Source organism: Streptomyces sp. NTD107, from assembly GCF_059510435.1.
Genome location: NZ_JCAJZV010000010.1, coordinates 69200 through 94619 on the forward strand (window position 1 = coordinate 69200; position 25420 = coordinate 94619).

Annotated in this window: 18 protein-coding genes and 1 pseudogene; 8 read left to right on the plus strand and 11 right to left on the minus strand. The window is 73.5% G+C overall.

Features of this window, described 5'->3' with window-relative positions; translation table 11 throughout:
• Positions 1-53: 53 nt before the first annotated feature.
• From glmU to AC5WRL_RS20240, 3 genes are all read right to left on the minus strand, one after another.
• On the minus strand, positions 54-1517 hold the full coding sequence (glmU, locus tag AC5WRL_RS20230; RefSeq protein WP_496090028.1) for a bifunctional UDP-N-acetylglucosamine diphosphorylase/glucosamine-1-phosphate N-acetyltransferase GlmU: 1464 nt from the start codon (positions 1515-1517) through the stop codon (positions 54-56).
• A 96-nt stretch (positions 1518-1613) separates the two neighbouring features.
• Positions 1614-4133, minus strand: coding sequence for an SUKH-4 family immunity protein (locus tag AC5WRL_RS20235; RefSeq protein ID WP_496090029.1), 2520 nt, complete (start codon positions 4131-4133; stop codon positions 1614-1616).
• Positions 4134-4140: 7 nt separating this feature from the next.
• On the minus strand, positions 4141-5118 hold the full coding sequence (locus AC5WRL_RS20240; RefSeq protein WP_496090030.1) for an SMI1/KNR4 family protein: 978 nt from the start codon (positions 5116-5118) through the stop codon (positions 4141-4143).
• Positions 5119-5251: 133 nt separating this feature from the next.
• Here AC5WRL_RS20240 and AC5WRL_RS20245 point away from each other — a divergent pair.
• Together AC5WRL_RS20245 and AC5WRL_RS20250 are read left to right on the plus strand one after the other, a co-directional pair.
• Positions 5252-5689: pseudogene (locus tag AC5WRL_RS20245) on the plus strand (YwqJ-related putative deaminase); the annotation flags it as partial.
• Positions 5690-5845: 156 nt separating this feature from the next.
• On the plus strand, positions 5846-6322 hold the full coding sequence (locus AC5WRL_RS20250; protein WP_496090138.1) for an SUKH-3 domain-containing protein: 477 nt from the start codon (positions 5846-5848) through the stop codon (positions 6320-6322).
• A 46-nt stretch (positions 6323-6368) separates the two neighbouring features.
• Here AC5WRL_RS20250 and AC5WRL_RS20255 read toward each other — a convergent pair whose 3' ends face one another.
• A complete protein-coding gene (locus AC5WRL_RS20255) occupies positions 6369-7892 on the minus strand; it encodes an FAD-dependent monooxygenase (protein WP_496090031.1) in 1524 nt (507 codons plus the stop codon).
• A gap of 246 nt (positions 7893-8138) precedes the next feature.
• On the opposite strand from AC5WRL_RS20255, the gene AC5WRL_RS20260 reads away from it, so the two are divergent.
• Positions 8139-8933: a TetR/AcrR family transcriptional regulator gene (locus AC5WRL_RS20260; RefSeq protein WP_496090032.1), complete on the plus strand. Its 795-nt coding sequence runs from the start codon at positions 8139-8141 to the stop codon at positions 8931-8933.
• 128 nt (positions 8934-9061) lie between these two features.
• On the opposite strand, the gene AC5WRL_RS20265 is transcribed toward AC5WRL_RS20260, so the two are convergent.
• The 4 genes from AC5WRL_RS20265 to AC5WRL_RS20280 all read right to left on the minus strand — a co-directional run bounded on the left by AC5WRL_RS20265 (position 9062) and on the right by AC5WRL_RS20280 (position 13308).
• The gene (locus AC5WRL_RS20265) at positions 9062-10057 is read right to left on the minus strand and encodes a nucleoside triphosphate pyrophosphohydrolase (protein WP_496090033.1); all 996 of its coding nucleotides are present in this window, start codon (positions 10055-10057) and stop codon (positions 9062-9064) included.
• Positions 10054-10713, minus strand: a complete 660-nt coding sequence (locus tag AC5WRL_RS20270; RefSeq protein ID WP_496090034.1) for a SurA N-terminal domain-containing protein — start codon at positions 10711-10713, stop codon at positions 10054-10056. The genes AC5WRL_RS20265 and AC5WRL_RS20270 overlap by 4 nt, the downstream gene beginning before the upstream one ends.
• An 87-nt stretch (positions 10714-10800) precedes the next feature.
• A complete protein-coding gene (locus AC5WRL_RS20275; protein WP_496090035.1) occupies positions 10801-12117 on the minus strand; it encodes a DUF6716 putative glycosyltransferase in 1317 nt (438 codons plus the stop codon).
• 63 nt (positions 12118-12180) lie between these two features.
• The gene (locus tag AC5WRL_RS20280) at positions 12181-13308 is read right to left on the minus strand and encodes an acyltransferase family protein (RefSeq protein ID WP_496090036.1); all 1128 of its coding nucleotides are present in this window, start codon (positions 13306-13308) and stop codon (positions 12181-12183) included.
• A 306-nt stretch (positions 13309-13614) separates the two neighbouring features.
• On the opposite strand from AC5WRL_RS20280, the gene AC5WRL_RS20285 reads away from it, so the two are divergent.
• The 3 genes from AC5WRL_RS20285 to AC5WRL_RS20295 all read left to right on the plus strand — a co-directional run bounded on the left by AC5WRL_RS20285 (position 13615) and on the right by AC5WRL_RS20295 (position 17586).
• Entirely contained in the window at positions 13615-16224 is a 2610-nt protein-coding gene (locus AC5WRL_RS20285; protein ID WP_496090037.1) for an ABC transporter permease, read from the plus strand.
• A gap of 47 nt (positions 16225-16271) precedes the next feature.
• Positions 16272-16892: a TetR/AcrR family transcriptional regulator C-terminal domain-containing protein gene (locus AC5WRL_RS20290; protein WP_496090038.1), complete on the plus strand. Its 621-nt coding sequence runs from the start codon at positions 16272-16274 to the stop codon at positions 16890-16892.
• Between the two features lie 97 nt (positions 16893-16989).
• Positions 16990-17586, plus strand: a complete 597-nt coding sequence (locus AC5WRL_RS20295) for a Uma2 family endonuclease (RefSeq protein ID WP_496090039.1) — start codon at positions 16990-16992, stop codon at positions 17584-17586.
• On the opposite strand, the gene AC5WRL_RS20300 is transcribed toward AC5WRL_RS20295, so the two are convergent.
• Positions 17576-18094 (minus strand): hypothetical protein, encoded by a 519-nt coding sequence (locus tag AC5WRL_RS20300; protein WP_496090040.1) that lies wholly within the window; start codon positions 18092-18094, stop codon positions 17576-17578. The genes AC5WRL_RS20295 and AC5WRL_RS20300 overlap by 11 nt on opposite strands.
• 241 nt (positions 18095-18335) lie before the next feature.
• On the opposite strand from AC5WRL_RS20300, the gene mfd reads away from it, so the two are divergent.
• On the plus strand, positions 18336-21890 hold the full coding sequence (mfd, locus tag AC5WRL_RS20305) for a transcription-repair coupling factor (protein ID WP_496090041.1): 3555 nt from the start codon (positions 18336-18338) through the stop codon (positions 21888-21890).
• Positions 21891-21969: 79 nt separating this feature from the next.
• Here mfd and AC5WRL_RS20310 read toward each other — a convergent pair whose 3' ends face one another.
• A complete protein-coding gene (locus AC5WRL_RS20310) occupies positions 21970-22542 on the minus strand; it encodes a hypothetical protein (RefSeq protein ID WP_496090042.1) in 573 nt (190 codons plus the stop codon).
• Positions 22543-22659: 117 nt separating this feature from the next.
• A complete protein-coding gene (locus tag AC5WRL_RS20315; RefSeq protein WP_496090043.1) occupies positions 22660-23343 on the minus strand; it encodes a DUF4352 domain-containing protein in 684 nt (227 codons plus the stop codon).
• Positions 23344-23512: 169 nt separating this feature from the next.
• Here AC5WRL_RS20315 and AC5WRL_RS20320 point away from each other — a divergent pair, with 169 nt between their 5' ends.
• The gene (locus AC5WRL_RS20320; protein WP_496090044.1) at positions 23513-25402 is read left to right on the plus strand and encodes an N-6 DNA methylase; all 1890 of its coding nucleotides are present in this window, start codon (positions 23513-23515) and stop codon (positions 25400-25402) included.
• Positions 25403-25420: the final 18 nt, after the last annotated feature.

Here is a 25420-nt window from a genome sequence, read left to right on the forward strand (position 1 = left end):
TCGCCCTTCGGACAGCGCCCGGCACGGACCCGGCCCCCGCGCCGGCCCGCCGATCAGCTGTCGGACGGCTTGTGCTCGCCGGCCGCCCGGGCCGCCTCGGCCGCCCGCGCGGCCGGGGAATCCGGGCGCCTGCGGGCCACCCAGCCCTCCACATTCCGCTGCTGCCCACGGGCCACCGCCAGTGAACCCGCCGGCACATCCTTGGTGATGACCGAACCCGCCGCCGTATAAGAACCGTCCCCGACCGTGAGCGGCGCCACAAACATATTGTCCGCGCCGGTCTTGCAGTAAGAACCGATCGTGGTGTGGTGCTTCGACTCCCCGTCGTAGTTCACGAAGACGCTCGCCGCACCGATGTTGGTGAAGTCACCGATCGTGGCGTCCCCGACATAGGTCAGATGCGGCACCTTCGTACCCTCACCGACCGTGGAGTTCTTCAGCTCGACGAACGTGCCCGCCTTGGCCGAACGGCCCAGCACCGTACCCGGGCGCAGATAGGCGTACGGGCCCACGCTCGCGCCGTCGCCGATCCGCGCGCTGTCCGCCACCGTGTTGGAGACCGTGGCCCCCTCGCCCACCGAGGTGTGCGTCAGCCGGGTGTTCGGCCCGATCTCGGCACCGCCCCCGATGTGGGTGGTGCCCAGCAGCTGGCTGCCCGGGTGGATCACCGCGTCCGGCTCGAACGTCACGGTCGCGTCGATGAAGGTCGTCGCCGGGTCGATGACCGTGACGCCGGCGAGCATCGCCCGCTCCAGCAACTGGTCGTTCAGCAGCCGGCGGGCGGCGGCCAGCTGCACCCGGTTGTTGATCCCGGCGATCTCGGTGTGGTCGGCCGCCCGGGCCGCGCCCGCCCGGTGGCCCGCGGCGCGCAGGATGCCCAGCACATCGGTGAGGTATTCCTCACCCTGGCTGTTGTCCGTGGACAGCTGCGCCAGCGCCTCGCCCAGCAGGCGGGCGTCGAACGCGAAGACGCCGGAGTTGATCTCCCGGATGGCCAGCTGGGCCCCGTCCGCGTCGCGCTGTTCCACGATCGCCGTCACCGAGCCGTCCGCCGGGTCGCGCACGATCCGGCCGTAGCCGGTGGGGTCCGGCACCTCGGCGGTCAGCACCGTGACCGCGTTGCCCTCGGCGGCGTGGGTACCGGCCAGGTCCGCCAGCGTGCCGGCCGTCAGCAGCGGGGTGTCGCCACAGGTCACCAGGACCGTGCCGGACAGCTCACCCGCCCCGCCCAGCTCGGCGAGCGCGGCCCGGACCGCGTGGCCGGTGCCGTTCGGGTTCTCCTGCACCGCCGTCAAGGCCGCCGGGGCGATTTCGGACAGATGGGCCGTGACCTGCTCCCGCGCGTGGCCCACGACCACGACAAGGCGCTCCGGGTCCAGCTCACCGGCGGCGGTCACCACATGGCCGACCAGTGACCGGCCGCAGATCTCGTGCAGCATCTTGGGGGTGGCGGATTTCATGCGGGTCCCCGCGCCCGCTGCGAGAACGATGACGGCTGCCGGACGAACGGAACTCACGTGACTGTGCCCTTCGATGGAAATGGCCGGTTCCCGCAGGATAACCGCAGGACCCCCGACCCGGAGGTCCCGCGGCATCCGGCCGATCGCCACCCCCTAGAGCAGACCGTCCCACATCTGTTCGAGCAGTACCGACCACCAGTTCTCCGGATCGGCCACCGCCTGCGGGTCGAGCGAGGCCAGCTGCGCCTGGAAGTCCGTCGTCCAGCGCCCCGCCTGCTCCGGGTTCAGCCCGTACCGCAGGCGCCACATCCGGCCCAGCAGCGCCAGTGACCGCACGAACTGCGGCAGCGAGGCGTTCACGAACTGCGGCGTCGCCACCGCGCCGCCGGGGCCCGCCTCCAGCGGCACCGCCACGATGTGCGCCGTGCCGTACTGCACGCACAGCTGCTTGCCGAAGTCGGTGCCCATCACGAGGTACGAACCCGCGTCCGGCGCCGGCTGCACGCCGCGCTCCACCGCCACCTCGGCGAGGGTGGGCACCAGCCGGCCCGGCTGCGCGTGCGCCCAGAAGATCGGCGCGATCTCCAGCGGCAGCCCCGACCACAGCAGGGTGTGCGCCACGATCTCCGGCACCCCCTGCCGGGAGACCGACTGCTGGTCGTAGCGGAAGACGGCCTGCGGGCCGTACGCCTCGGCCAGCTCCTGCCCGATGACGTCGAGACCGACGGCCGGGGCCGGCTGCTGATGCGGCAGCGGGGCCCGTACGGGGGCGGAGCGCGGCGGGCCGTCCGCGAACTGCTGGAGCTCGTCCTGGTGCTCGACGAGGTGGCGGACGCCGGCCTGCCGGGTGGTGTGGTCGTGGCCGTACGGGGCGGTGTGCGTGATGCGCACCTGCGGCCAGTTGTCGCGGATCATCCGGGCGCAGTAGCCGCCCGGCAGCTCGCAGGACTGGAGCTCGGTGTGGAGTTCCAGGACCTGGTGCGGCGGCACGTTCATGGCGTGCAGCTCGCGCAGCAGCTGCCATTCGGGGTGCGGCATGCCGGGGGCGGAGCGGCGGATCAGCTGCTGCTCGGAGCCGTCGGGCGCGCGGTAGCGGAGCACCGCCATGTAGCCGGAGCCGACGGTGGGCAGGCCGGTGTGCGGATAGCCGTACCCCTGCACGGCGGGGGCGGGCGGTGGTGGCGTGCCGGGGCCGCCGGGCGCCTGGATCGCCGGTCCCGGGGGTGGCGGCGGCGGGGTGCCGTGGCCGGGCCCGGCGGGTGCGGGGGGCGGGAACGGTACGCCACCGGTGTCGCCCATGCCCGGGCCGCCGGGGGCGGGGGAGAGCATCGTGGCGGCGGCGTGCACGTTGGCGGCGGCGCCGCCGGTCGGGCCGCCGGGCGGCGGGGGAACGGCGGGGTTGGGCGAGGTGGGCCGGGAGGCCGCCGCCTTGAGCGCGGCGATCTCCTCCGGGGTGACCTGCTGGGTGGGGATATACGCGTCGGCGCCGCCACCACCGGCTCCGGCACCGCCGGTGGTGCCGCCCGGCGCCCCCGGGAGGCTGGGCGCGGGGGGCGGCGGCGGGGGCACCCCGGGGCCGGGCCGGGACGGGCCGCCCTGCGGGGCGGTGGGCGCCATGGCCGCCTTGGCGGTGTCGGCGGAGGCCAGATCGGCCGCCCCGCCGCCGGTGCGGACCGCCGGCGCGGGCACCGGCGGTACGGGCGGCTGCTGCGCGGGGGCGCCCGGCGGGAGCGCGTCGTGCAGCGCGGTCCTGGGCAGCGCGCTGCCCTGCGGCATCACGGAGGTACGGGCCTCCGAGGCGAGCTGCGCCGGGGCCGGCTTCTCCTGGCCGCCGAGCCCGGCCGGGGGCTCCCGGTCCAGCACGACCGGCGGCGAGAACACGGTGGCGGGCGGTGCCACGGACGCCATGTCCGTACCACTGCCGGAGGTGTCGGTGGCGTCCCACACCGATCCGCCGGCGGAGTGCGCCCCCGCTCCCGTGTCGGTGCCGGCCCACGGGTCGGCCTCGGCTTCGGCAGCTTCGGCTTCGGCAGCCTCGGCTCCGGAGTCGGCTTCGGCCTCGCAGTCGCCCGGCGAAGATCCCCACGCGTCGGCGCCGGGGTCCTGGCTGCCCGGGGAAGGCGCCCCGCCGGTGTCGGTGCCAGCCCACACGTCGGGGCCGGCGCCGGTGCCGGTGCCCGCCTCGGCATCGGCGTCCTCACCCGGGTCACCGGAGGCGGCCGGCCCGGCGTCGGGGCCGGGGTCCTGGCCGCCCGGGGAGGGCGTCGCGCCGGTGTCGGTGCCGGCCCACGCGTCGGCGCCGGCATCCGGCGCGGATGCCGCCCCGCTCGCCCGGTCCGCCGCCGCCTGGAGCCAGTCGGGCGGTGTCAGCAGGAACGACGTGGCCTCCAGGTCCATCCGCCCGGCCGCGCCGTCACCCGCCGCCGGTGCGGCGGCGACCGCCGCGCCGTACGTCTCCTCGTACCGCCGGATCACCTCGCTCACCGGCAGCGCCGGCCACAGCGTGGACTCACCGCTGTCCCGCGCGATCACCAGCTTGCCGCCGCAGTCCTCGGCCCAGGCCACAAAGCCCAGATCGAACTCGCGCACCCGCACCTCGCGGCTGCGCTCCCCGGTGGTGGAGCCGTTCACCCAGCGGTCGGCGCGCTCCTGCGCCTGTGCGAAGGTCACCATCGCCGCCTCACCCCTCCACCGGGACGGCGCGGGCGAAGCCGCCGTCCACCATCAGATCGGCCACCGTCTCCAGCTCCGGCGGCCGGCCCGCCAGTCGCAGCAGGAACTCGTCGAAATCGGCCCCGCACGGCAGCAGCAGGGTTTCCACCCGCTCCTGGACGGTCAGCCCGTCGCGGTCCCGGGCGTCGTCGTAGGCGCACAGCCACACCGAACCGATGCCGTCGTCGCCCTTGACCTTCACCGCGATGATCCCGCCGTTGACGAACGCGACCCCGAGATAGTCCTTCGTCAGATGATCACGCAGACATTTGTTGATGTAGACGAGATCGTTGACCGCCGCCTCCTCCCTCAGGGTGAAGAACGGCTGGTCGATCAGGAGCCCCAGCTCGGCGTCCAGCGCCAGACCCACCGGGGCGCAGCCGCCGGCCGCCTTGAGGAACGAGCGGTACGCGCCGGGCAGCCGGTAGCCCAGCTTGTCCTCGGCCGCGCGCAGTCGGTCCTCCTCCACCGCCACCGAGTACGGGGCGGCGAAATGCACCGGTTTGGGGTCCTGGAGCGGGCGGGTGCCGCGCTTGTTCTGGTCGACGGCCGTGGTGGCGAGGCCCGCATGGTGCCGCAGCAGCGCCTTCACCTCGACCGGGACCAGTTCGAGCCGGCGGGAGCGGGCGACATGGTGCCAGGTCCAGCCGTGCGGGGTGGCCACCGGCGGCAGGTCGGCCCACAGTTCGTGTCCGGCGGCGTGCAGCGCGGCGTTGGCCGAGACGTAGTCCGTCAGCCGCAGCTCGTCGATGCCGAAGCCCTCGGGGGGCTCGGCGATCTCGGCGGCGGCTCTGGCGAACGGGGAGAAGTCCGGGAACCCCTCCGCGTCCACCCGGACGCCCTGCGGAAAGCGGGCCGCCCGTACCGGGTCCGGGAACTGCACCAGCTGTCCCGCATAGGCCCCGTTCGGTGGCGCGGCGTGCTGCCCGAGCCGACCTGTCGTCATGGCGTTTGGCCCCCTGCTGCTCCTGCGCGCGGTCACGCTGTTCGCGGACAGCCTACGAGGTGTAGGTGTCATGGGCACTGCCCCAGGGCTGCTTAAGCCGTTGTGACAGCCGGTTGTGGCAAGCTGATCGGCAATGTGGGGAGGACCGGGGGAGGAAAGGCGAGGATGCCGGGTGATTCGGGATCTTGAGAGCCAGGGCCGGGCGGCTGCCGGGCCCGCCGCCCCCGCGCTGCGACACCGGCGGGACGGCATCCTGCCCACCACCGCCGCCGCGCTGTCCCTGCCCGGGCGGGAGCAGCCCCTCAAGGGCACGGCGGCGATCCGGTCGGCCGGGGCCGCCCCGGGACTGCATCCGCAGGTGCGGGAGTTACTGGACCGGCTCGGCGCCGCCGACCGGGAGCGGCACGCGGGGCGCTGCCCCGAGGTGGCGCTGATCTCCCGGCATCTGGGCGAGGGCGGTGATGCCCGGCTGCTGCGCGGCGCGGTGATCACCACCCGGCACATCAGGGAGGACGGCGACCCGCGGCACGGCACGTACGCGCCGCACTGCCGCTCCTGCACCGCGCTGCTGGCGCACTTCGGGGTGGAGAGCGTCAGCGGGAGCGCGCCGGAGGCGGCGGCCGGGGCCACCGGCCCGACGCTGACCCTGCGGCTGCCGGCCGAGGCGACCCGGCAGCGCGCGGACCCGGACCCGGATCCGGATCCGCACCCCGATCCGCATCCGGATCTGGATCAGGTGCTCGGCTACGCCGGCTGGCACCCCGGCCGCCGGCTGATCGAACAGGCGGAGCGCTGGGCCGACACCCTCAGCGGCCACCGCTCACCGCTGGGCCATCCGCACGCGCTGTTCCCGGCGGCGTTCGAGACCTGGGCCGAGTTCGGCGGCCTGCGGCTGCATCCGATGGGACCCGGCCGCCGGTACGCGCCCAGTTCGGTGGTCATCGACCCGCTGCGCGGCCTGCACTGGGCCCGCACCCTGGGCGACCTGGGCCGGGCGCTGGGGACACAGCTGTGCCCGCTGGGCGCGGAGGGCGGCGGCACGGCGCTGCTGGCGATGGACCGGGAGGCGCGGGTGTACGCCCTGGACCACACCGGTGACTGGTACCTGGGTCCCGACCTGCGCACCGCGCTCACCACCTTGCTGACCGGCGCGGAACCGACCCGGCTGCTCGGCCCGGTGCCCGGATCGGGAGAGGCCGGCTGACGTCCGGCGGGCCGCCGCCGGCGCCCGCGCCCGTCCCGCAGTCGGCTCAGGCCGGGGCCAGCGCCGTGACCGTGGTGCCGAAGGCGGCGATGCGGTCGGTCGTGATGATGTCGGCGAGATATCCGTCCGGCCGTACCAGGACCAGGCCCCCGGTGATGCCGTAGCGGTCGGCCACGGCACCGGTGGTGTCGACGACGGTGTCGCCGGGCCCGTCGTGGCCGCCGACCCGGTAGCGGTGGAGCGCGGCGCCGCCGGTGGGCCAGGTCAGTCCTGGGAGCGCCGCGGCGGCCTCGGCGCCGAAGGCCAGCAGGGTGAAGTGCGGCCCCCGGTAGAGGTCGAAGAGGCGGCGCGCCGTGCCGGGTCCGGCGCAGGGCGCGTCGGGTGCCCGGTCGCCCGCGGCCAGGGTCCTGGACGCGGCGGTGGTGTCGGCGGCGGGGGCGGGGGCGAGCGGGCCGCCCCGGTAGGAGAGGGAGAGCTGTCGCTCCTCGTCGCCGCGCTTGAGGCCGGCCAGGCGGTGCCGGCGGAGGTTCCGGTAGAGCTCGCTTGAGGTGCCGAGCACGCGGGCGGCGACCGGCCGCCGCTCGGCCTGGTAGCTGTCGAGGAGGGTTTCGGGCGCGCCCGCGATCACCTGGCCCAGCTTCCAGCCCAGGTTGTACGCGTCCTGCACTCCGGTGTTGAGTCCCTGCGCGCCGGCCGGGGTGTGGACGTGGGCGGCGTCGCCCGCCAGGAAGACGCGGCCGGTGCGGTAGTGCTCGGCCAGGCGCACGTTGGGCCGGAAGACCGAGGTCCAGGTGATGTCGCGCAGCCGCAGGCCGGTGAGTGTGCGCAGACGGGCGGCGAGTGCCGCGTGGCCGAGGTCCACCGTCTCGTCCGGCCGTAGCTTGATCATGATCTGGAACTGGTCGGAGTGGGGCAGCGGACAGGCTCCGACGGATGTGCCGTGGGTGCGCGGCCACATGTGCCACCGGTCGCGGGACAGGTTGTCGATGGTGCCGTCGATGAGAAGGGTGCGGTCGGAGTCATCGGTTTCTCCGGTGAACCGCAGGCCGGCCCGGCTCCGTACGGTGCTGGCGCCGCCGTCGGCGCCCACCAGGTAGCTGCTGCGTACGCGTTCGCCGGAGGCCAGGGTGGAGGTCACGCCGCCGGGGTCCTGCCCGAAGTCCTCCAGCGCGGTGCCGAATTCGACGCGCAGGCCGAGGCGGTCGAGGTGGCGGTGCAGTACGGCGTCGGTGCGGTGCTGTGGCAGCAGCCAGATGTTGGGGTGGGGCACGTCGGGGGTCGGCCGGTACGTGCGCTGCATGCGCCACGGCACGGTGAGTGGCCCGAAGTGCAGACCGGCCAGTGGGTAGGGGCCGCCTTCCGCGAGTACTTCGTGCAGGACTCCGAGGTCTTCGAGGACTTCCTGGGTCCGGGGCTGGAGGCCCTTGGCGCGGGAGCCGGTGAAGGCGTGCGGCGCCTTGTCGATGAGGCGGACGCGCAGGCCGCGACGGAGCAGGTCGGCGGCCAGGGTGGAGCCGGTCGGGCCGGCTCCGGCGATGAGGACGTCGATGTCGTTGCGCTGATCGTTCATGGTGATCGTTCTCCGGTGGTCTCGCCGGGGAGGGCGGCGCGGAGTGCCGCGGGCCTGCCGCGCCCTCTTCAGCGGCTACGGTGTATCCGAAACAATTATGGTTACACCGTAGCCGTTTTTAGTGGCGCGGTCCACGCCGGGCCCCCGCCCCAGGGGCGGCACCGGAGCGACGGACGGTAATGTGGCTACGCCATGACCAAAACGCGACGCGGGCCCGCGGCACACCCGACCGGAAGGCTCCCGGACATGACCACCGCCGCCACCCCGGACACCCCCGCCGGCGCGGCGGCACCCGGCAGCCCGGCCTGGTGGGCCGACCGCCCCGCCGCGCGCGACACCCCCCGCCGTGGCCGCCCCGCGCTGGACGCCGACCACATCATCGCCACGGCCCTGCGCCTCGTCGACGCGCACGGTGTCCACGCCTTCACCCTGCGCATGCTCGCCGACGCCCTCGGCTCCGGCACCGCCACCCTCTACCGGCACTTCGCGGGCAAGGACGAGATCCTGGCCCACCTCGTCGACCGCGTCCTGGGGGAAACCGGCCCGGGCGACCCCGACGCCCTCGACACCCTCGACACCCTCGACGCCCTCGACACCTGGCAAGAAGTGCTGACCGTCATGGCGCACCGCTTCTACGACACCCTGTGTCGTCACCCCAACATCGTCGCGCCGCTCATGGCCCAGGTCCCGGTCGGTCCCAACGGACTCGCCCGGCGCGAACACGTCCTGCGCGCCCTGCTGCACCACGGCGTCCCGGCCGGCCTCGCGGCCCGGGCCTTCACCGCCGTCGGCCACTACGTCATCGGCTTCGCCGCCCAGCAGCACGGCCCCACGGCCGCGTCACCCGACGCCGCCCCCCAACTCGCCGCTTTCTACCGGAACCTGGACCCCACCGCGTACCCGGCCATTTCGCGGGCCGCCACCGCCCTCACCTCGGTACCCCTCACCGAGGAGTTCCGCTTCGGCCTCGACCTCCTCGTCGCGGGCCTGGAACGCCACACCGCCGGCCCCGGGGACGCCACGGCGCGCGTCCCGGCCTGACCGGGAAGCCGGCACCGGCGCGCGGGGCATCGCGCGATCGCCCGGCGCTCACGGACGACGGTATCCACGACACGAACCGGGAACCCGTCCCGCCGAGGGCGGCCCGGCCCGCCCTCGGCGGCGGTACGTCACGAGGCCGGTGTCTCCGCCGCACGGATCGTCTCCCGGTAGGCGCGAGCCGTCGTGCGCAGGGCCGTCTCCGGGTCCACGCCGGCCGCTTCCGCCTCCGCCGCCAGGGCCAGCAGCCGCGCGCCGAAGTCGTCGGGGCCGGTGGGGGCGGGGAGTTCGGCGGGCAGCCCGGCCGTGCGGGCCCGGCCCGCCAGCTTCGCCGCCAGGGCCAGGCCGGGCTGACTCAGCGGGATGCCCTCGGTCACCGAGTCGCGCCGCTTCTCCTCCGCCTTGGTACGCAGCCACAACTCCCGTACCTCCTCCGGCGTCTCGGCGTGCTCGTCGCCGAAGATGTGCGGGTGCCGGTGGATCAGCTTCGCCACCAGGCCGCCCGCCACATCGTCCACGTCGAACGGCTCCTCCGGGTCCTCCTGCGCGATCCGCGCGTGGAAGACCACCTGGAGCAGCACATCACCGAGCTCCTCGCGCAGCTCGCTCCGGTCACCGGCCTCGATCGCCTCGACCAGCTCGTACATCTCCTCCAGGCCGTGCTTCGCCAGATCCTGGTGGGTCCGCGTCGAGGACCACGGGCACTCGCTGCGGATGCGGTCCATCACCTGCACCAGGTCGAGCAGCCGGGCGCCGGGCAGGTCGTACGCGCCCGGCAGCAGTTCCAGCGCGGGCATCGGATGCCGGCCCGAGCCGGCCAGGGCGGCCAGCTCGTCGGTCAGCCGCCGCTCGCCGTCCGCGCCGGCCAGCACCACGACCGTACGGCCGCCCGCGCACTCCTCCAGCAGCCCGGCCGCGCCCGGCGCCGCGCCGTGCGCCGTCACCCCCGCCTCCTTGAGGTACGGCAGCAGCGGATGACCCCCGTCCCGCGCGTACACGCGGTCGGCGGTGCGCAGCAGCTGCCAGGCGGGCCAGGACAGCAGCCCGGGCGCCACCCGGTGGCTGGTGGTCAGCAGAACGATGCGGCCGGTGGACCCGGCGGACCCGGTGGAATCGACGGAAGTCACCCGCCGAGCGTAACCGCCTGCTGATCGCGGTCCGTGATCCGCAGCCAGGGCTCGTGCAGGTCCACCAGGCCCACGGTCTGCGCGTCCCAGGTGCCGTACCGGGGATTGATGTCCACCCCGACCTCCTCGGCGGTCTCCGCCAGCAACTGGCCGACCTTCTCGCCGCCCAGCGGGTCCTCCAGGACCCCGAGCCGGGCGGCGATGCCCTGGATCTGGAGGTTGCTGCGCAGCACGTCGTCGATCTGGGCGGAGGTCAGCGGCAGCCCGCCCTGCGCGGTGAGCGCGCTCTGCGCCAGCGCCTCGGGGCCGCCCGCGTTGGCCTCGGCCTCCGCGCGGGCCTCCTGCACCTGGCGGCGGGTCACCTCCACGCCCTGCGACTGGGCGGCGCGGTCCACGACCTGGAGGTAGACGAGGAAGTTGACGGTCTCCCTGGTGAGCGTGCTGCTGGCCGCGATGAGCTCGTCGGCGTTGGGCTGCTCGCGCTGTTCGGCGCGTACCGCCTCGACCTGGCCCTGCACCTGGGAGATGGAGATACGTTCCCCGCCGACCACGGCCGCCGCGCCCGGATGGGCGCCGGTGGAGCAGCCGGTGAGCAGCGGCGCGGCCACCAGCACGGCGGCGGCTGTGACGGACAGGGCAGTGGTGCGGCGCTTCATTGCGGCTCCCCGCGAGTGGCGGTCTATCCGGGTCGGATCGATCTTAAGCAGGCTGCACCGCGCTGACTACCCTGAGCGGCCCCGCTTTCAACCCTTCGCGAGCCGCCGGATCACCGGGGCGACGCGTTTGCGGCCGACCTGGTAGAGGCCGCCGGCGCCGCGCCGGATGAGGCGGCGTACGGCGGTGTCCGGGCGGTCGTGGCTGGGTGGCAGGGCCTTGCCGTCCAGGCCGAGGCCCCGCCGGTTGAGCAGCGTCTCCAGGTAGTCGGCGGCGCTGCGCGGCGTGTAGTAGGGGCGGGTGGCGGGGAGGGTGCCGGGCGCGGCGGCGCGCAGTTCGGCGATCCGGGCGCGGGCGGCGGCGTACGGGTCGGGGTGGCCCACGCCGCGGCTGGCGGCCCACTCGGGATCGACGGTGGGGATGAGGCCCTTGTCGAGTTCGGCCCAGGAGGCGAGCAGCCCGGAGTGGATGAAGTAGTGGTTGCCGTGCGCCTCGCGGACCCCGTAGTCGGTGAGGATCGCGGTGGGGATGCCCCGGTGGATGGACTCCATGGCGGCGGTGGAGGAGACGGTGACCAGCAGGTCGGTGCGGTCCAGGACCTCGCCCATGTCGCCGTACTGGAGGGTGAGGTTGGCGGGCGGGGCGGTCAGCTCCTCGTACAGCGACTGGTACGAGTGGCGTTCGGTGTGGGTGACGGCCTCGCCGGGGCGGTTGCGGAGCTTGATGAGGACCTCGCGGTCCGGGTGCAGGCTCGCGTGCCGGGCCAGCTTCTCCAGCATGCCGAGCCGGGCGGCCCGGGTGCCGGGCACGGAGGGCTGTACGGCGAAGGTGACGGTGAACGGCCGGGTGGCGTCCTTGCGGCCGAAGGAGCCGAAGACCGCGGGCGGGTCGTACGGGGCGCCGCCGAGGAAGGGCAGGCCGGCCTCGACGATGTCCGCCGGGTCGGCGCCGATGCTGGCGTACACGCCCCTGAACCGTTCGGCGTCATGGGCGCAGTTGGCGAGGACCAGATCGGAGCCGACGCGCAGCAGCAGTCCGTCGACGAGGTTCTCGTAGACGACGCCGACGTAGCCGGTGACCAGCAGCGGGCGGTGCGGGCGGCCCTCCCAGGCGACGCCGAGGGAGTGGATGAGCGAGAGCACGGTGCCGCCGGTGGTGCCCAGCACCACCAGGTCGGCGGCGTGCACGGCGGGGTCCGCCAGCAGTTCCACGCAGCTGACGACGGCCGTGGTGTCGGGCACGATGCCGACCTCGGCGATCTGCCGTGCGGTGGGGGTGGTGGCGACGGCCAGGAAGCGGGCGTCGATCGCGTGCTCGGGGGCGATCCGCCTGGCGACCGAGGCGGCCCACTTCCAGCGGCTGTCGGAGTCGGCGAGAACGACGACGCGTGGGGTTCCGCTTCCCATCTCTGTTTACGTTTCCCTTCGATGGGACGCGAGGTCCTCGGTCGTGCTGGGCGCCGTCCATGTCTACACCCGTTGCGCGACCTCCGGTTGGCGTGTGGGTGAACCAGAGGTGTCCGGCTTGTCGGCGGGCGCCTTGGGGCGCGGCGCGGTCTCGGGCCGGAACAGCCGGCCCAGCCTGGGCTGTACCAGCGGGCGGGCCAGCCACCGTACCGGCGCGGTCGCGAGCAGCGAGGCGAGCACGATGGCGAACAGCAGCAGCGCGGCCTGCTCGGGCCAGGGGCCCACCCAGTCCACGCCGTACCGGTTCAGCAGCGGGCGCAGCATCAGGGGGTGCAGCAGGTAGATGTACAGGCCGCCGGCGCCGAGGTAGGTGATGACGGGGATGCGGCGGCGCGGGATGAGCCGGATGAAGGCGAGCGCGATGAGAACGCCGGCCGCCAGGACGCCGGCCCGGGTGGTCCACGCCCAGGGCGCGTCGAAGAGGTGGCCCTTGCCGTAAGGGCCCTTCATGTACAGCCAGCCGAGCTTGATGTCGTGGCGGTAGGCCCAGGTCAGCACGAGGGTGGCGGCGAGGACGGCGAGGGCCGCGTACCGGCTCCAGGCGGCCCGCATCGCGTCCTGGAACAGGCCCTGCCGCAGTCGCCAGCCCAGCAGGAAGAAGGGGAGGAAGGTGAGGGTGCGGGAGAAGGAGAAGGCGGTGCCGAAGTCGGCGACGTAGCCGGCCAGCAGGGCGACGAAGACGGAGGTGGCGAGCGGGTACCGCAGTTGGGCGAGGTAGGGCAGGCCGGCCCGCCAGACCAGCAGGGAGAGCAGGAACCACAGGCCCCAGGCGGGTTCGACGGTGTAGTACGTCCATTCGCCGTTGTCGTCGTAGTAGTGCCGCTGGAGGGTGTGCAGCAGGCCGATCGCCAGGTACGGGACCAGGACGGATTCCAGGAGCCGGCGGCCCTCGCGGGGGGTGAGGGCGCCGGCGCTGGAGAAGTAGCCGGCGACCATGACGAAGACCGGGACGCGCATGGCCCAGCTGGCGAGGTACAGCCAGCGCAGTCCGTCGCGGTCGGCTATGGAGTCCATGGTGTGTCCGAAGACGACGAGGACGCCGGAGAAATAGCGGATGTTGTCCCAGTGCGGGTCGCGGCTGGCTCGGCTGGCACGGGTGCGGAATCGCTGCCGGGGGATGGGCAGACGCATGGCGGGCGACCTCGGGTTGGCTCGGGATGGCTCGGGATGGCTCGGGATGGCTCGGGTTGGCGGGGGTTGGCGGGGCGGGACAACGGGATGGGGCCGGGGGAGGTTAGCGAGGCCGGGGCGCCGTTGGATGCACGGCGGGGAACGCCCGGGTGAACGGGCGGTACCGGGTCAGGGGCGGCCCCTGGATCGCCCCTAGGTAGTGGCGTGCCGGGGTCTCGTCCGGGCGGACGACGACAGGAGAGACGGCGGCTTCTAGCCTGAATGGCGGAGTTTGCCTGAGTGGAGTGGGCGGAGGGGTGTGGCGGCATGACCGTGCTCAGAACCTCGGTGCGCAACCTGTACGCGCACAAGGGCCGGATGGCGCTGTCGGGGATGGCGGTGCTGCTGTCGGTGGCGTTCGTGTGCGGGACGCTGGTGCTGACGGCGACCATGTACACGACGTTCGACAGGCTGTTCGGTGCCACGGCCTCCAATGTGATGGTGGGTCCGGCGACGGCGGAACGTTCCGGCGGGGGCGGTGGCTTCGACATGCCGTCGGCGGTCGGCAAGCCCGACACCGTACCGGCCGCGCTGGCCGGCGAGATCGCGGCCGTACCGGGGGTGGCGGGGGTCACCGGCACGGTGTCCTCGCCGCTCGCGGTGGTCGTGGACGCCGCCAACGAGAGCATCGGGCCGACCACCGGCGCGCCCACCATCGCGAGCAGCTGGTCGGAGGTGGAGCTGCGCTCGATGGAGGTACGGGAGGGGGCGCCGCCGAACGGTCCTGGCGAGATCATGGTGGACGCCGACACAGCGGGCAGGAAGGGCCTGTCGGTGGGCGATCCGCTGCGGGTGCTGACCGCGTTCGGCGACTTCCCGGTACGGATCAGCGGCATCGCCGCGTTCACCGTCACCAACCCGGGCGCCACCGTCCTGTACGTCGATCTGCCGACCGCGCGGGAGTTCCTGCTGGGCGGGGATGACGCCTACACCGAGCTGTACGTGGACGGCGACGGCTCCCGTACCGACGGCGAACTGCGCGACGCGGTCGCGGCGGCGGTCGGCCCGGACACGTACCAGCTGCGTACCGCCCAGGAGTATGTGGAGGACAGCCGGGACGCCATCGGCCAGGTGATGGACGTCCTCCAGTACATCCTGCTGGGCTTCGCCGGGATCGGGCTGCTGGTCGGGGTCTTCCTCATCGTCAACACCTTCTCGATGCTGGTCGCCCAGCGCACCCGGGAGATCGGGCTGCTGCGCGCGATCGGGGCGGACCGGCGGCAGGTGAACCGCTCGGTGATCACCGAGGCGCTGCTGCTGGGGCTGATCGGCTCGGTGCTGGGCTTCGCGGCGGGTGTGGGTCTGGCGGTGGGGCTGATGGCGGCGCTGCGGGCGTTCGGGATGAACCTCAGCACCGATGAGCTGACGATCGGGTGGTCGGTGCCGGTGATCGGGGTGCTGGTCGGCACGCTGGTGACGGTGCTGGCCGCCTATGTGCCGGCCCGGCGGGCCGGGCGGATCACGCCGATGGCGGCGCTGCGGGACGCCGGCACCCCCGGGGATACCCGGGCGGGGCGGGCACGGGTGGTGGTCGCCGGGGTGCTGTCGGTGGCGGGCCTGGCGCTGCTGGCCGGGACCGCGACGGTGGAGGTGGCCTCGGCCGGGGTGCCGTATCTGGCGCTGGGCATTGTGCTGAGCCTGGTCGGTCTGATCCTGGCCGCTCCGGTGCTGGTGGGGCTGGTGGTACGGGTGTTGAGCTTGCTGCTGTTGCGGGTGTTCGGGCCGGTGGGGCGGCTCGCGGAGCGGAACGCGCTGCGCAACCCGCGCCGTACCGGGGCCACCGCCTCCGCGCTGATGATCGGACTGGCATTGGTGTCGGGTCTCTCGGTGGTCGGCTCCTCGATGGTGGCCTCGGCGACCCGCGAGATCGACGCCTCGGTGGGCGCGGACTTCATGCTCAGCCCGGCCAACTTCGGCCCGGTGCTGCCGGATGTGAGCGCGGCGGTGGAGAACGTACGGGCGCGGGACGGCCTGCTGGCCTCGGTCACCGAGTACCGGGTGCTGGCCGCCGAGGCCACCACGCCGGACGGGAAGGTGACGCGGCGCCAGCTGGCCGCCGCGCAGCCCAGCATGCTGTCCGATCTGACGATCGGTACGGCCGCCGGTGACCAGGAGCGGGTGTACGAGGCCGGCGGCGACGGCATCGCCATCGACGAGGACGCGGCGGCCGATCTCGGTCTGGGCGTGGGTGACGAGCTGAGCGTCGCCTTCGACCGGGGCGCGACCGCCACGCTGACGGTGCGGGCGATCACCGAGAAGTCCTCGCTGGAGGGCGGCGTATGGACCATCTCGCTGGAGACGGCGCGGGCCCACGTACCGGACGAGGCGCTGCCGCTGCCCCGGATGCTGTTCGTCACGGCGCGCGGCGGGCAGGCGGACGCGGCGCGCGCGGCGCTGGAGACCGCGCTGGAGCCGTACCCGCAGATGGAACTGCTCGACCAGTACGAGCTGAAGGAGCAGATCCGCGCGCAGATCGGGCAGCTGCTGAACATGGTGTACGGGCTGCTGGCGCTCGCCATCATCGTGGCGGTGCTGGGGGTGGTGAACACCCTGGCCCTGGCCGTGGTGGAACGCACCCGGGAGATCGGTCTGATGCGGGCGATCGGGCTGTCGCGGCGGCAGCTGCGGCGGATGATCCGGCTGGAGTCGGTGGTGATCGCGCTGTTCGGCGCGCTGCTGGGGCTCGGCCTCGGGCTGGCGTGGGCGTGGGCGAGCCACCGGCTGATGGCGCTGGAGGGGATGCCGGTGCTGGAGATCCCGTGGCCGGTGATCACGGCGGTGTTCGCGGGGGCGGCGCTGGTGGGCCTGGTGGCGGCGCTGGCCCCGGCGTTCCGGGCCGGCCGGATGAACATCCTGTCGGCGATCGGCACGGAGTAAGGGGAGGGACGGGGCAGCGGTGAGCGTATGGTGTACGCTTTTCCGCCGTGCCTCGTCCCCGTTCGCTGACCTCGCAGCAGCTCGCGACCGCCGCCCTCACCGTCATCGACCGCGACGGGCTCGGCGGCCTGTCCATGCGCGCGGTGGCCACCGAACTGGGCATCGCCACCATGTCGCTGTACCGCTACGTCCCGGACCGCGAGGCCCTGGAGCGGCAGGTCGTCGACCTGGTGCTCGGCGCCGTCGACACGGCGCCGCCGGCCGGCGAGCCGTGGCAGCGCCAGCTCGCCGCCCTGCTGGACCGGGTACGGGCGGCGGTCGCCGTACACCCCGGCGTCGTACCGCTCACCGTCACCCACCGGCACACCTCGGCCGCCGTCCAGCGGTGGTCCGAGGCCGCCCTGCGGATCCTCACCACCGCCGGCTTCACCCCCCGCCGCCGCGCCCTGGCCCTGCGCGCCCTGCTCGCGTACCTGACCGGCGCCCTCCAGAACGAACACCTGGCCCCCCTGACCGGCCCGGCGACGACCGCCTTGACGGCCCTCCCCCCGGACACGTACCCCCTCCTGACAGCGACCGCCACCGAGGCCCGCCCCGTCCCCCCGGCCGAGGAATTCCACACCGGCCTGGACTTCCTCCTGGACGGTCTGACCACCTCCCCCCGTTGACGTGTCCCGCGTAGCAGAATCGATTCGGGTGGGAGTGAGCGGATTTCATGATGGAAGGAGAGGCGATATGGCCGACGAGTCCCGCAGGAGGAACGACATGACTGTTGCCCCCGAGCGAACGGATCTGCCCGTGGTGGCGCGCGCCAAGACCCTCATGGATCTGGCCGAGCTGACCAACCAGGTACTGCCCGGCTACCGTTCGGAAATCCTCGAAGGGCAGCTCATCGTGAATCCCCCCGCAGACGGACCCCACGGCTCCTCGCTCACCGGTCTGACGCTGGCACTGGCGTCGCTGCACGGCGGTGAGACCCAGGTCATCCAAGCCATCGGGCTCTGGCTGCCCACCGGCCGGGAGGACCATGCCGCCCCCGATCTGGCGGTGGTGGACGACGACTACAAGGATCATCTGGTCGGCTTCAACTGTTACCGGCCTTCCGTCTTCCGGATGGTGGTCGAGATCACCTCCTCCAACTGGCGCGACGACTTGCACCGCAAGCGCGATGCGTATGCCGCCGCCTCCGTGCCGGTTTATCTGATCGGTGACCGCAAGCACAACGAGGTCGTCGTTCTCACCGGTCCGGTGGGTGGTGAGTATCGCAGCCGGTCCGTGTACCGGCCGGGGGAGTCGCTCGTTCTGCCCGAGTCCATCGGCGCGAAGATCGAGATCGAGGCGGACCTGCTGCTCAGCCGTTGAAGAGCCAGCGGACCCGGGTGGTGCCGTCGTCCGTGACATACGCCGTGACCGTCACGCCGCCCAGGGTGGGGGTCAGCAGGGGGGCGCGGTCGGGCGGGGACCAGTTCAAGGTGTGGTCCGCCGAGGTGTCCGCCGGGGGGCGGGGGTGGGGGTGGTGGAGTGCCGTCTCCGTCAGGCCGTGTTCGCGGCGCAGCCAGTCCTCGAACTCCTCGCCGGGCACCGTGAACACCGCCGCGTAGCCGCCGGTGCGGCGCGCCGCGCAGCGGGTGTCCGTGGGGTCGGCCGGCGGGTCGAAGCCGGCCGCCGCGTACGCCTCCTCGCACGAGCTCTCCCGCCAGCCGCCCGCCGCGTGGTTCAGCGTGCGGTCCAGGTACCACTGCCCGGCGAAGGCGCCCAGCGTGATGCCCAGCGCGATCGCCGCCAGCGAGCGGAAGGTGAGCGGGCGGCCCCGGCCCCGGCCCGGTCTGCGGCGCCGGGTACGCGCGTACGTGCCCCGCTGCCTGTACACCCGACCACCCCGTAGCTTTGACGCGAACGACCCACAGGGTTCGTTCCCCGTCCCCGGCGCCCTCTACCACCGCTCACCCCCCGTATCCATCCGCTTGCACGATGCACCCATTTGGGTGGAGGTGTGGGGGCGTAGGCTGAAGGAAACCCGGTGCGGCGCCCGTACCGGGCTGTTGCGCGTGCCCCCGTGGCGCCCCGCCCCCGCCTCGCCCGCCCCCGTGACCGGACCGGATGGATCTCCCATGAGCCTGCACGGCCTGCTCGACGCCGTCATCGAAGACCCCGCCCTCGCCGAGGCGGTCGCCGCCGCGCGCGGCGGCAGCCGGCGGCAGGTCGATCTCGTCGGGCCGCCCGCCGCCAGGGCGCTGTCGGTCGCCGCCCTGGCGCGCGGCGCCGGGCGCCCGGTGCTGGCCGTCACCGCCACCGGGCGGGAGGCCGAGGACCTGGCCGCCGCGCTGCGCTCGCTGCTGCCACCGGACACGGTCGCCGAGTTCCCGTCCTGGGAGACGCTGCCGCACGAGCGGCTCTCGCCGCGCGCCGACACGGTCGGCCGCCGGCTCGCCGTGCTGCGGCGCCTGGCCCACCCCCGTACCGACGACCCGGGCGCCGGGCCGGTCTCCGTCGTGGTCGCGCCGATCCGCTCCGTGCTCCAGCCCCAGGTGGCAGGGCTCGGCGACCTGGAGCCGGTCGCCCTGCGCGGCGGCCAGACCGTACAGCTGGAGGCCGTCACCGCAGCCCTCGCCGCCGCCGCGTACCAGCGCGTCGAGCTGGTGGAGAAGCGCGGCGAGTTCGCGGTGCGCGGCGGCATCCTCGACGTGTTCCCGCCCACCGAGGAGCACCCGCTGCGGGTCGAGCTGTGGGGCGACGAGATCGAGGAGATCCGCTACTTCAAGGTCGCCGACCAGCGCTCCCTGGAGATCGCCGAACACGGCCTGTGGGCGCCGCCCTGCCGCGAGCTGCTGCTGACCGACGCCGTACGGGAGCGGGCCGCCGCGCTCGCCGAGCTGCACCCCGAGCTGGGCGAACTGCTCGGCAAGATCGCCGAGGGCATCGCCGTGGACGGCATGGAGTCCCTCGCCCCGGTCCTGGTCGATGACATGGAGCTGCTGCTGGACGTGCTGCCCGCCGGATCGATGGCGGTGGTGTGCGACCCGGAGCGGGTCCGTACCCGGGCCGCCGACCTGGTCGCCACCAGCCAGGAGTTCCTGATGGCCTCCTGGGCGGCGACCGCCGGCGGCGGCGAGGCGCCCATCGATGTCGGCGCGGCCTCGCTGCGCGGCATCGCCGAGGTGCGCGAGCACGCCGCCGAGCTGGGCATGCCGTGGTGGACGGTCAGCCCGTTCAGCGCGGACGTCACCGCCGAGGACGACACCATCCGGCTGGGCCTGCGGGCCGCCGAGTCCTACCGGGGCGACATGGCGCGCGCGCTCGCCGACACCAAGGGCTGGCTGGCGGACGGCTGGCGCGTCGTCTACCTCACCGAGGCGCAGGGGCCGGCGGCCCGTACCGCCGAGGTGCTCACCGGCGAGGGCATCGCCGCCCGGCCGGCGGTCAGCGGCCTGCCGGCCGGGGACCCGATCGCCCCGTCCGTCGTGCATGTGGCGCGCGGCGCCGTCGAGCACGGCTTCACCGACCCGGCGCTGCGCCTCGCCGTACTCACCGAGACCGACCTCACCGGCCAGAAGGCGGCCGGCCGGGACGGCGCCCGGATGCCGGCCAGGCGCCGCAAGACGCTGGACCCGCTCACCCTGGAGGCCGGCGACTACATCGTGCACGAGCAGCACGGGGTGGGCCGCTACATCGAGATGGTGCAGCGCACCGTGCAGGGCGCAACCCGCGAGTATCTGCTGGTGGAGTACGCGCCGGCGAAGCGCGGCCAGCCCGGCGACCGGCTGTTCGTGCCCACCGACCAGCTGGAGCAGGTCACCAAGTACGTGGGCGGCGAGGCCCCCACCCTGCACCGCCTCGGCGGCGCGGACTGGACCAAGACCAAGGCGCGGGCGAAGAAGGCGGTCAAGGAGATCGCCGCCGACCTGATCAAGCTGTACTCGGCGCGGATGGCGGCGCCCGGGCACGCCTTCGGCCCGGACACCCCCTGGCAGCGCGAGCTGGAGGACGCCTTCCCCTACGCCGAGACCCCCGATCAGCTGACGACGATCGGGGAGGTCAAGGAGGACATGGAGAAGTCCGTCCCGATGGACCGGCTGATCTGCGGCGATGTCGGGTACGGCAAGACCGAGATCGCGGTGCGGGCGGCGTTCAAGGCGGTGCAGGAGGGCAAGCAGGTGGCGGTGCTGGTGCCCACCACCCTGCTCGTACAGCAGCACTTCGGCACCTTCTCGGAGCGGTACGCGCAGTTCCCGGTGTCGGTACGGGCGCTGTCCCGCTTCCAGTCGGAGACGGACGCGCGGGCCACCCTGGAGGCGCTGCGGGACGGCACCGTGGATGTGGTGATCGGCACCCACCGGCTGTTCTCCTCCGAGGTGAGGTTCAAGGACCTCGGCCTGGTGATCGTGGACGAGGAGCAGCGGTTCGGCGTCGAGCACAAGGAGCAACTGAAGAAGCTGCGGGCGAATGTGGACGTCCTGACGATGTCGGCGACGCCGATCCCGCGCACCCTGGAGATGGCGGTGACCGGCATCCGGGAGATGTCGACGATCACCACGCCGCCGGAGGAGCGGCACCCGGTGCTGACGTTCGTCGGCCCGTACGAGGAGAAGCAGATCGGCGCGGCGCTGCGCCGGGAGCTGCTGCGCGAGGGCCAGGTCTTCTACATCCACAACCGGGTGGACTCCATCGACCGGGCGGCGGCGCGGCTGCGGGCGATCGTGCCGGAGGCGCGGATCGCGACGGCGCACGGGCAGATGAGCGAGTCGGCGCTGGAGCAGGTGGTGGTGGACTTCTGGGAGAAGAAGTTCGATGTGCTGGTGTCGACGACGATCGTGGAGTCCGGGATCGACATCTCCAACGCCAACACCCTGATCGTGGAGCGGGGCGACACCTTCGGTCTGTCGCAGCTGCATCAGCTGCGCGGCCGGGTGGGGCGGGGGCGGGAGCGCGGCTACGCGTACTTCCTGTATCCGCCGGAGCGCCCGCTGACGGAGACCGCGCACGAGCGGCTGGCCACCATCGCGCAGCACACCGAGATGGGCGCGGGCATGTATGTGGCGATGAAGGACCTGGAGATCCGGGGCGCGGGCAATCTGCTGGGCGGGGAGCAGTCCGGGCACATCGCCGGGGTGGGCTTCGACCTGTACGTGCGGATGGTCGGCGAGGCGGTGGCGGACTACCGGGCGACGCTGGAGGCGGGGGCCGGCGGCGGGGAGCCGGAGGAGTCGCTGCTTGAGGTGAAGATCGAGCTGCCGGTGGACGCGCATGTGCCGCACGACTACGCGCCGGGGGAGCGGCTGCGGTTGCAGGCGTACCGGTCGATCGCGGCGGCGACGACGGAGGCGGACATCGCGGCGGTGCGCGAGGAGCTGACGGACCGGTACGGGCCGCTGCCGGAGCCGGTGGAGAATCTGCTGCTGGTGGCGGGGCTGCGGATGCTGGCGCGGGCGTGCGGGGTGGGGGACATCACGCTCCAGGGGAACAAGATCCGGTTCTCGCCGGTGGAGCTGCGGGAGTCGCAGGAGCTGCGGCTGACGCGGGTGTATCCGGGGTCGGTGGTGAAGCGGGCGACGGGGCAGGTGCTGGTGCCGAGGCCGGCGACGGCGAAGATCGGCGGGAAGCCGCTGACGGGGCGGCAGCTGCTGGCGTGGACGGGGGAGTTCCTGACCACGATCCCCGGGTCCTGAGCGCACGGCCAAGGGCCCCCGGTACGTACGACGGTACGTACCGGGGGCCCTTGGTGCGCCGCGAAGTGGTGCGGTGCGGTCAGCGGCGGGCGGCCTTCAGCTCCTTGGCATAGCGGCCGTTGGCCGGCAGCCAGGTGGTGACGATCAGGGCCGCGGCGGCGATCAGCGCGATCCAGCCGGTGGCGACCATGGAGCCGGGGGCTTCGTCGCCGACGAAGACGATCAGCGAGCCGATCTGGCCGAGCGCGTTGAGGGTGGTCAGTACCCGGGCCCAGGTGGCGCCCTTGTGGGAGAGCAGCACGAAGAGCAGCATGAACAGGGCGCCGGTGAGTACGAGGATGGCGCGGGCCATGAGCTGGTCGCTGCGCTCGTCGACGAGCAGCTGGGTGAAGTAGTCGTCCGGGTCGCCGAGCGGTCCGAAGATGCTCTCCAGGTTGTCCTTGGCGAGGTCGGAGCCGCCGCTGATGACGATGACCGAGCCGATGACGGCCACCAGCGCGCTCAGCAGTCCGGTGCCGAGCATGGCGAGCAGGGTGGCGGGCTTCTTCGGGGTGCCGCCGGTGCCGCCCCGGCCGTGGTGGGGAGGGGCGGCGGGGTACTGCTGCTGGTGCTGCGGCTGCTGCTGGTACGCGGCGTTCGGCGCGTGCGACATGAGATCAGAGTCCTTGGTCGTGGGACTTGCTGGAGTGGGGCTGGGTGAGGAGGGGTGCCGTGAGCGGTACGGCACCCCGGCTGTGAGGGGTGGGCCGGCCGGGTCGGCCGGGGGGCGTCAGAGCTCGAACTTCCAGACGGCCGGCTCGTCCAGCAGGTCGCCGATCTCGACGGTGAACGAGGTGCTGCCCGGCGGGACCTCGAAGGCGTACTCGGCGGTGACGGTGACCCCGGGGTCGACGTTCTCCTGGAAGCCCATGCCGACGTCACCGTCGTAGATGCGGGCGGCCTCGACGCCGTTCTCGTCGTAGCCGGTGGGGAGGATGAGCAGGGTGCTGAGCCGCTCGGTGCCGCTGTTGGTGAGGCTGAACTCCACCTTGTAGGCGTCGTAGTCCTCGTTCTCCAGCAGCGCGTACTCGCCCGGGGTGTAGGCGGAGATCTCGTTGACGCTGATCTCCAGGCCGGTGTCCTCCCAGATGGCGACGCTGTCGAGGTCGAAGTAGTCCGATCCGGAGCCGGTGTCGGAGCCGGTGTCGGAGCCGGTGTCGGAGCCGGTGTCGGCCGAGGTGTCGTCGCCCGCGTCGTCGGTCCCGCCACCGCCGGCGGCGCCGCCGTTGCCCGTGCTCTCCGTTCCGCCGTCGCTCTTCACCGGCTGGTCCTCGCTGCAAGCGGTCAGCGCGCCCATGGCCAGGGTGACGGCCGCGAGGCCGGCGAGGGCCTGGAGCCGCTGCCGGCGGAAGGGCGTACGGATCTGGGCGCGGGTCCGGGTCCGCGTCTGCTGCGGTGTGACGGTGGCGGTCATGGTGAGTCCCCTCCTGATGTGCTGTCACGGCCTTTGGTGGACCGATGGCGTAATCACAGCACAGCCTGTGAACCGAGTCAACACGAGAAATAATGAGTAGAACTTTGGCTCCCGTGTATCGAGTGGGCAGGTTGGGGTAGGTAAGGTCCGTTACACAACAGGAAGAGGGATGGGAGTGATGCAGGTGCCGGGGCACAACACCGAGGTCACCGAGGTCACCGCGGCCGGGATCGCCCGTCTCGCCGGCGTCGGCCGCGCCGCCGTCAGCAACTGGCGGCGCCGCTACGCACACTTCCCCCGCCCCGTCGGCGGCACCGACACCAGCCCCACCTTCTCCCTCGCCGAGATCGAGCAGTGGCTGCGCGACCACGGCAAGCTCGCCGAAGTACCGCCACGGGAACGGCTGTGGCAACTGATCGAGGCCGACCCGGCCGGCCAGACCGGCGCCCTCATCGCCCTGGGCGAGCACTACCTGGCCCACGACGCCGAACCCGGGGCCACCACCCCCGTGGCCGGCGAGAGCCCGTTCACCGCCGCCGCCGCCGCGCTCGCCGCGGAGATCGGCCCGGCCGACGCGTACGAGTTCGCCCTCGGCCGCTACACCGACGGCGCCGCCGCCCGGCTCACGCTCACCCCGCCCGAGACCGCCGCGCTGATGGCCGCCCTCGCCGGCCCGGCCGGCTCCGTGCTCGACCCCGCCTGCGGAGCAGGCGGCCTGCTCGCCGCCGCCCGGCGGCAGCGCGAGGCGCCCACCGAGCTGTACGGGCAGGACACCGACCCCGTCCTCGCCCGCCTCGGCGCCCTGCGCCTGGCGCTGCGCGGCGCCGCCACCGTCCAGGTCAGGGACGGCGACACCCTGCTCGCCGACGCCTTCCCGCACCTCACGGTCGACGCCGTGCTGTGTCACCCTCCGTTCAACGAACGCCACTGGGGCCACGCCGAGCTGACCTACGACGCCCGCTGGGAGTACGGCCTGCCCGCCCGCGCCGAGTCCGAACTGGCCTGGGTCCAGCACGCCCTGGCCCGGCTGCGCCCCGGCGGCACCGCCGTCGTGCTGATGCCGCCCGCCGCCGCCTCCCGCCGTACCGGGCGCCGGGTCCGCGGCGCCCTGCTGCGCCGCGGCGCCCTGCGCGCCGTCATCGCGCTGCCGGCCGGTGCCGCCGCGCCGCACAGCCTCCCCCTCCATCTGTGGGTGCTGCGCAAGCCGGACGGCTCCGCCACCCCCGACCCCCGGCTGCTGGTCGTGGACACCGCCACCACCTATCGCCCGCCCAGCGGCGCCCGCGCCGACCTCGACTGGGACGGGCTGCGCCGTACGATCCTCGACGCCTGGCACGACTTCCAGCGGGACGGCGACATCGGCGCCGTCCCGGGCACCCGGCGCGCCCTGCCCGTCATCGACCTCCTCGACGACGAGGTCGATCTCGCCCCCGCCCGCCATCTCCCGCCGCCCGCCGAGGCCACCGGCACCGCCGCGCTCACCGCCGTACAGAAGGAACTGCGCGGCACCCTGCGCCGTACCCACTCCCTGGCCGCCGTCGTCCACCCCGACATCGACGCCGACTCGCCGGGCGCCCACTGGTCCACCGTCACCATCGGCGAACTGATCCGCACCGGCGCCCTCGAACTGCACGCCCACACCGCCGCCGGCGAACCGCCCCCCGCCACCCGCCCCGGCGACGTTCTCGTCCCGCTGCTGCTGGACGGCTCCCCCACCCAGGTCGTCACCGACGACGCGGGCGGGGAGCAGCCGGACCGCCGGGTGTCGCTGCTGCGCCCGGACACCGCCGCCCTCGACCCCTGGTTCCTGGCCGGCTTTCTGCGCGGCACCGCCAACACCCGGCAGGCCAGCAGCTACGCGTCCAGCGCAACGCGCGTTGATGTGCGCCGGCTGAAGGTGCCCCGGCTGCCGCTGGCGACCCAGCGCCGTTACGGCCGCCGGTTCCGCGATCTGGCCGCCTTCGAGGAGGCGCTGCGGCACGCCGCCGATCTCGGCCGGCAACTGGCCCAGGGAACGGTCGACGGCCTCACCGAGGGGACACTGCCGCCCGGCGAATGACCGGGCGACCGTACCGCC

What these genes read in the sequence shown, in the direction of transcription:
- AC5WRL_RS20235 (WP_496090029.1), bottom strand. Translation starts at nt 4,133, where the DNA reads ATGGTGACCTTCGCACAGGCGCAGGAGCGCGCCGACCGCTGGGTGAAC.
- AC5WRL_RS20240 (WP_496090030.1), bottom strand. Translation starts at nt 5,118, where the DNA reads ATGACGACAGGTCGGCTCGGGCAGCACGCCGCGCCACCGAACGGGGCC.
- AC5WRL_RS20255 (WP_496090031.1), bottom strand. Translation starts at nt 7,892, where the DNA reads ATGAACGATCAGCGCAACGACATCGACGTCCTCATCGCCGGAGCCGGC.
- AC5WRL_RS20260 (WP_496090032.1), top strand. Translation starts at nt 8,139, where the DNA reads ATGACCACCGCCGCCACCCCGGACACCCCCGCCGGCGCGGCGGCACCC.
- AC5WRL_RS20270 (WP_496090034.1), bottom strand. Translation starts at nt 10,713, where the DNA reads ATGAAGCGCCGCACCACTGCCCTGTCCGTCACAGCCGCCGCCGTGCTG.
- AC5WRL_RS20275 (WP_496090035.1), bottom strand. Translation starts at nt 12,117, where the DNA reads ATGGGAAGCGGAACCCCACGCGTCGTCGTTCTCGCCGACTCCGACAGC.
- AC5WRL_RS20280 (WP_496090036.1), bottom strand. Translation starts at nt 13,308, where the DNA reads ATGCGTCTGCCCATCCCCCGGCAGCGATTCCGCACCCGTGCCAGCCGA.
- AC5WRL_RS20285 (WP_496090037.1), top strand. Translation starts at nt 13,615, where the DNA reads ATGACCGTGCTCAGAACCTCGGTGCGCAACCTGTACGCGCACAAGGGC.
- AC5WRL_RS20295 (WP_496090039.1), top strand. Translation starts at nt 16,990, where the DNA reads ATGACTGTTGCCCCCGAGCGAACGGATCTGCCCGTGGTGGCGCGCGCC.
- mfd (WP_496090041.1), top strand. Translation starts at nt 18,336, where the DNA reads ATGAGCCTGCACGGCCTGCTCGACGCCGTCATCGAAGACCCCGCCCTC.
- AC5WRL_RS20310 (WP_496090042.1), bottom strand. Translation starts at nt 22,542, where the DNA reads ATGTCGCACGCGCCGAACGCCGCGTACCAGCAGCAGCCGCAGCACCAG.
- AC5WRL_RS20315 (WP_496090043.1), bottom strand. Translation starts at nt 23,343, where the DNA reads ATGACCGCCACCGTCACACCGCAGCAGACGCGGACCCGGACCCGCGCC.
- AC5WRL_RS20320 (WP_496090044.1), top strand. Translation starts at nt 23,513, where the DNA reads ATGGGAGTGATGCAGGTGCCGGGGCACAACACCGAGGTCACCGAGGTC.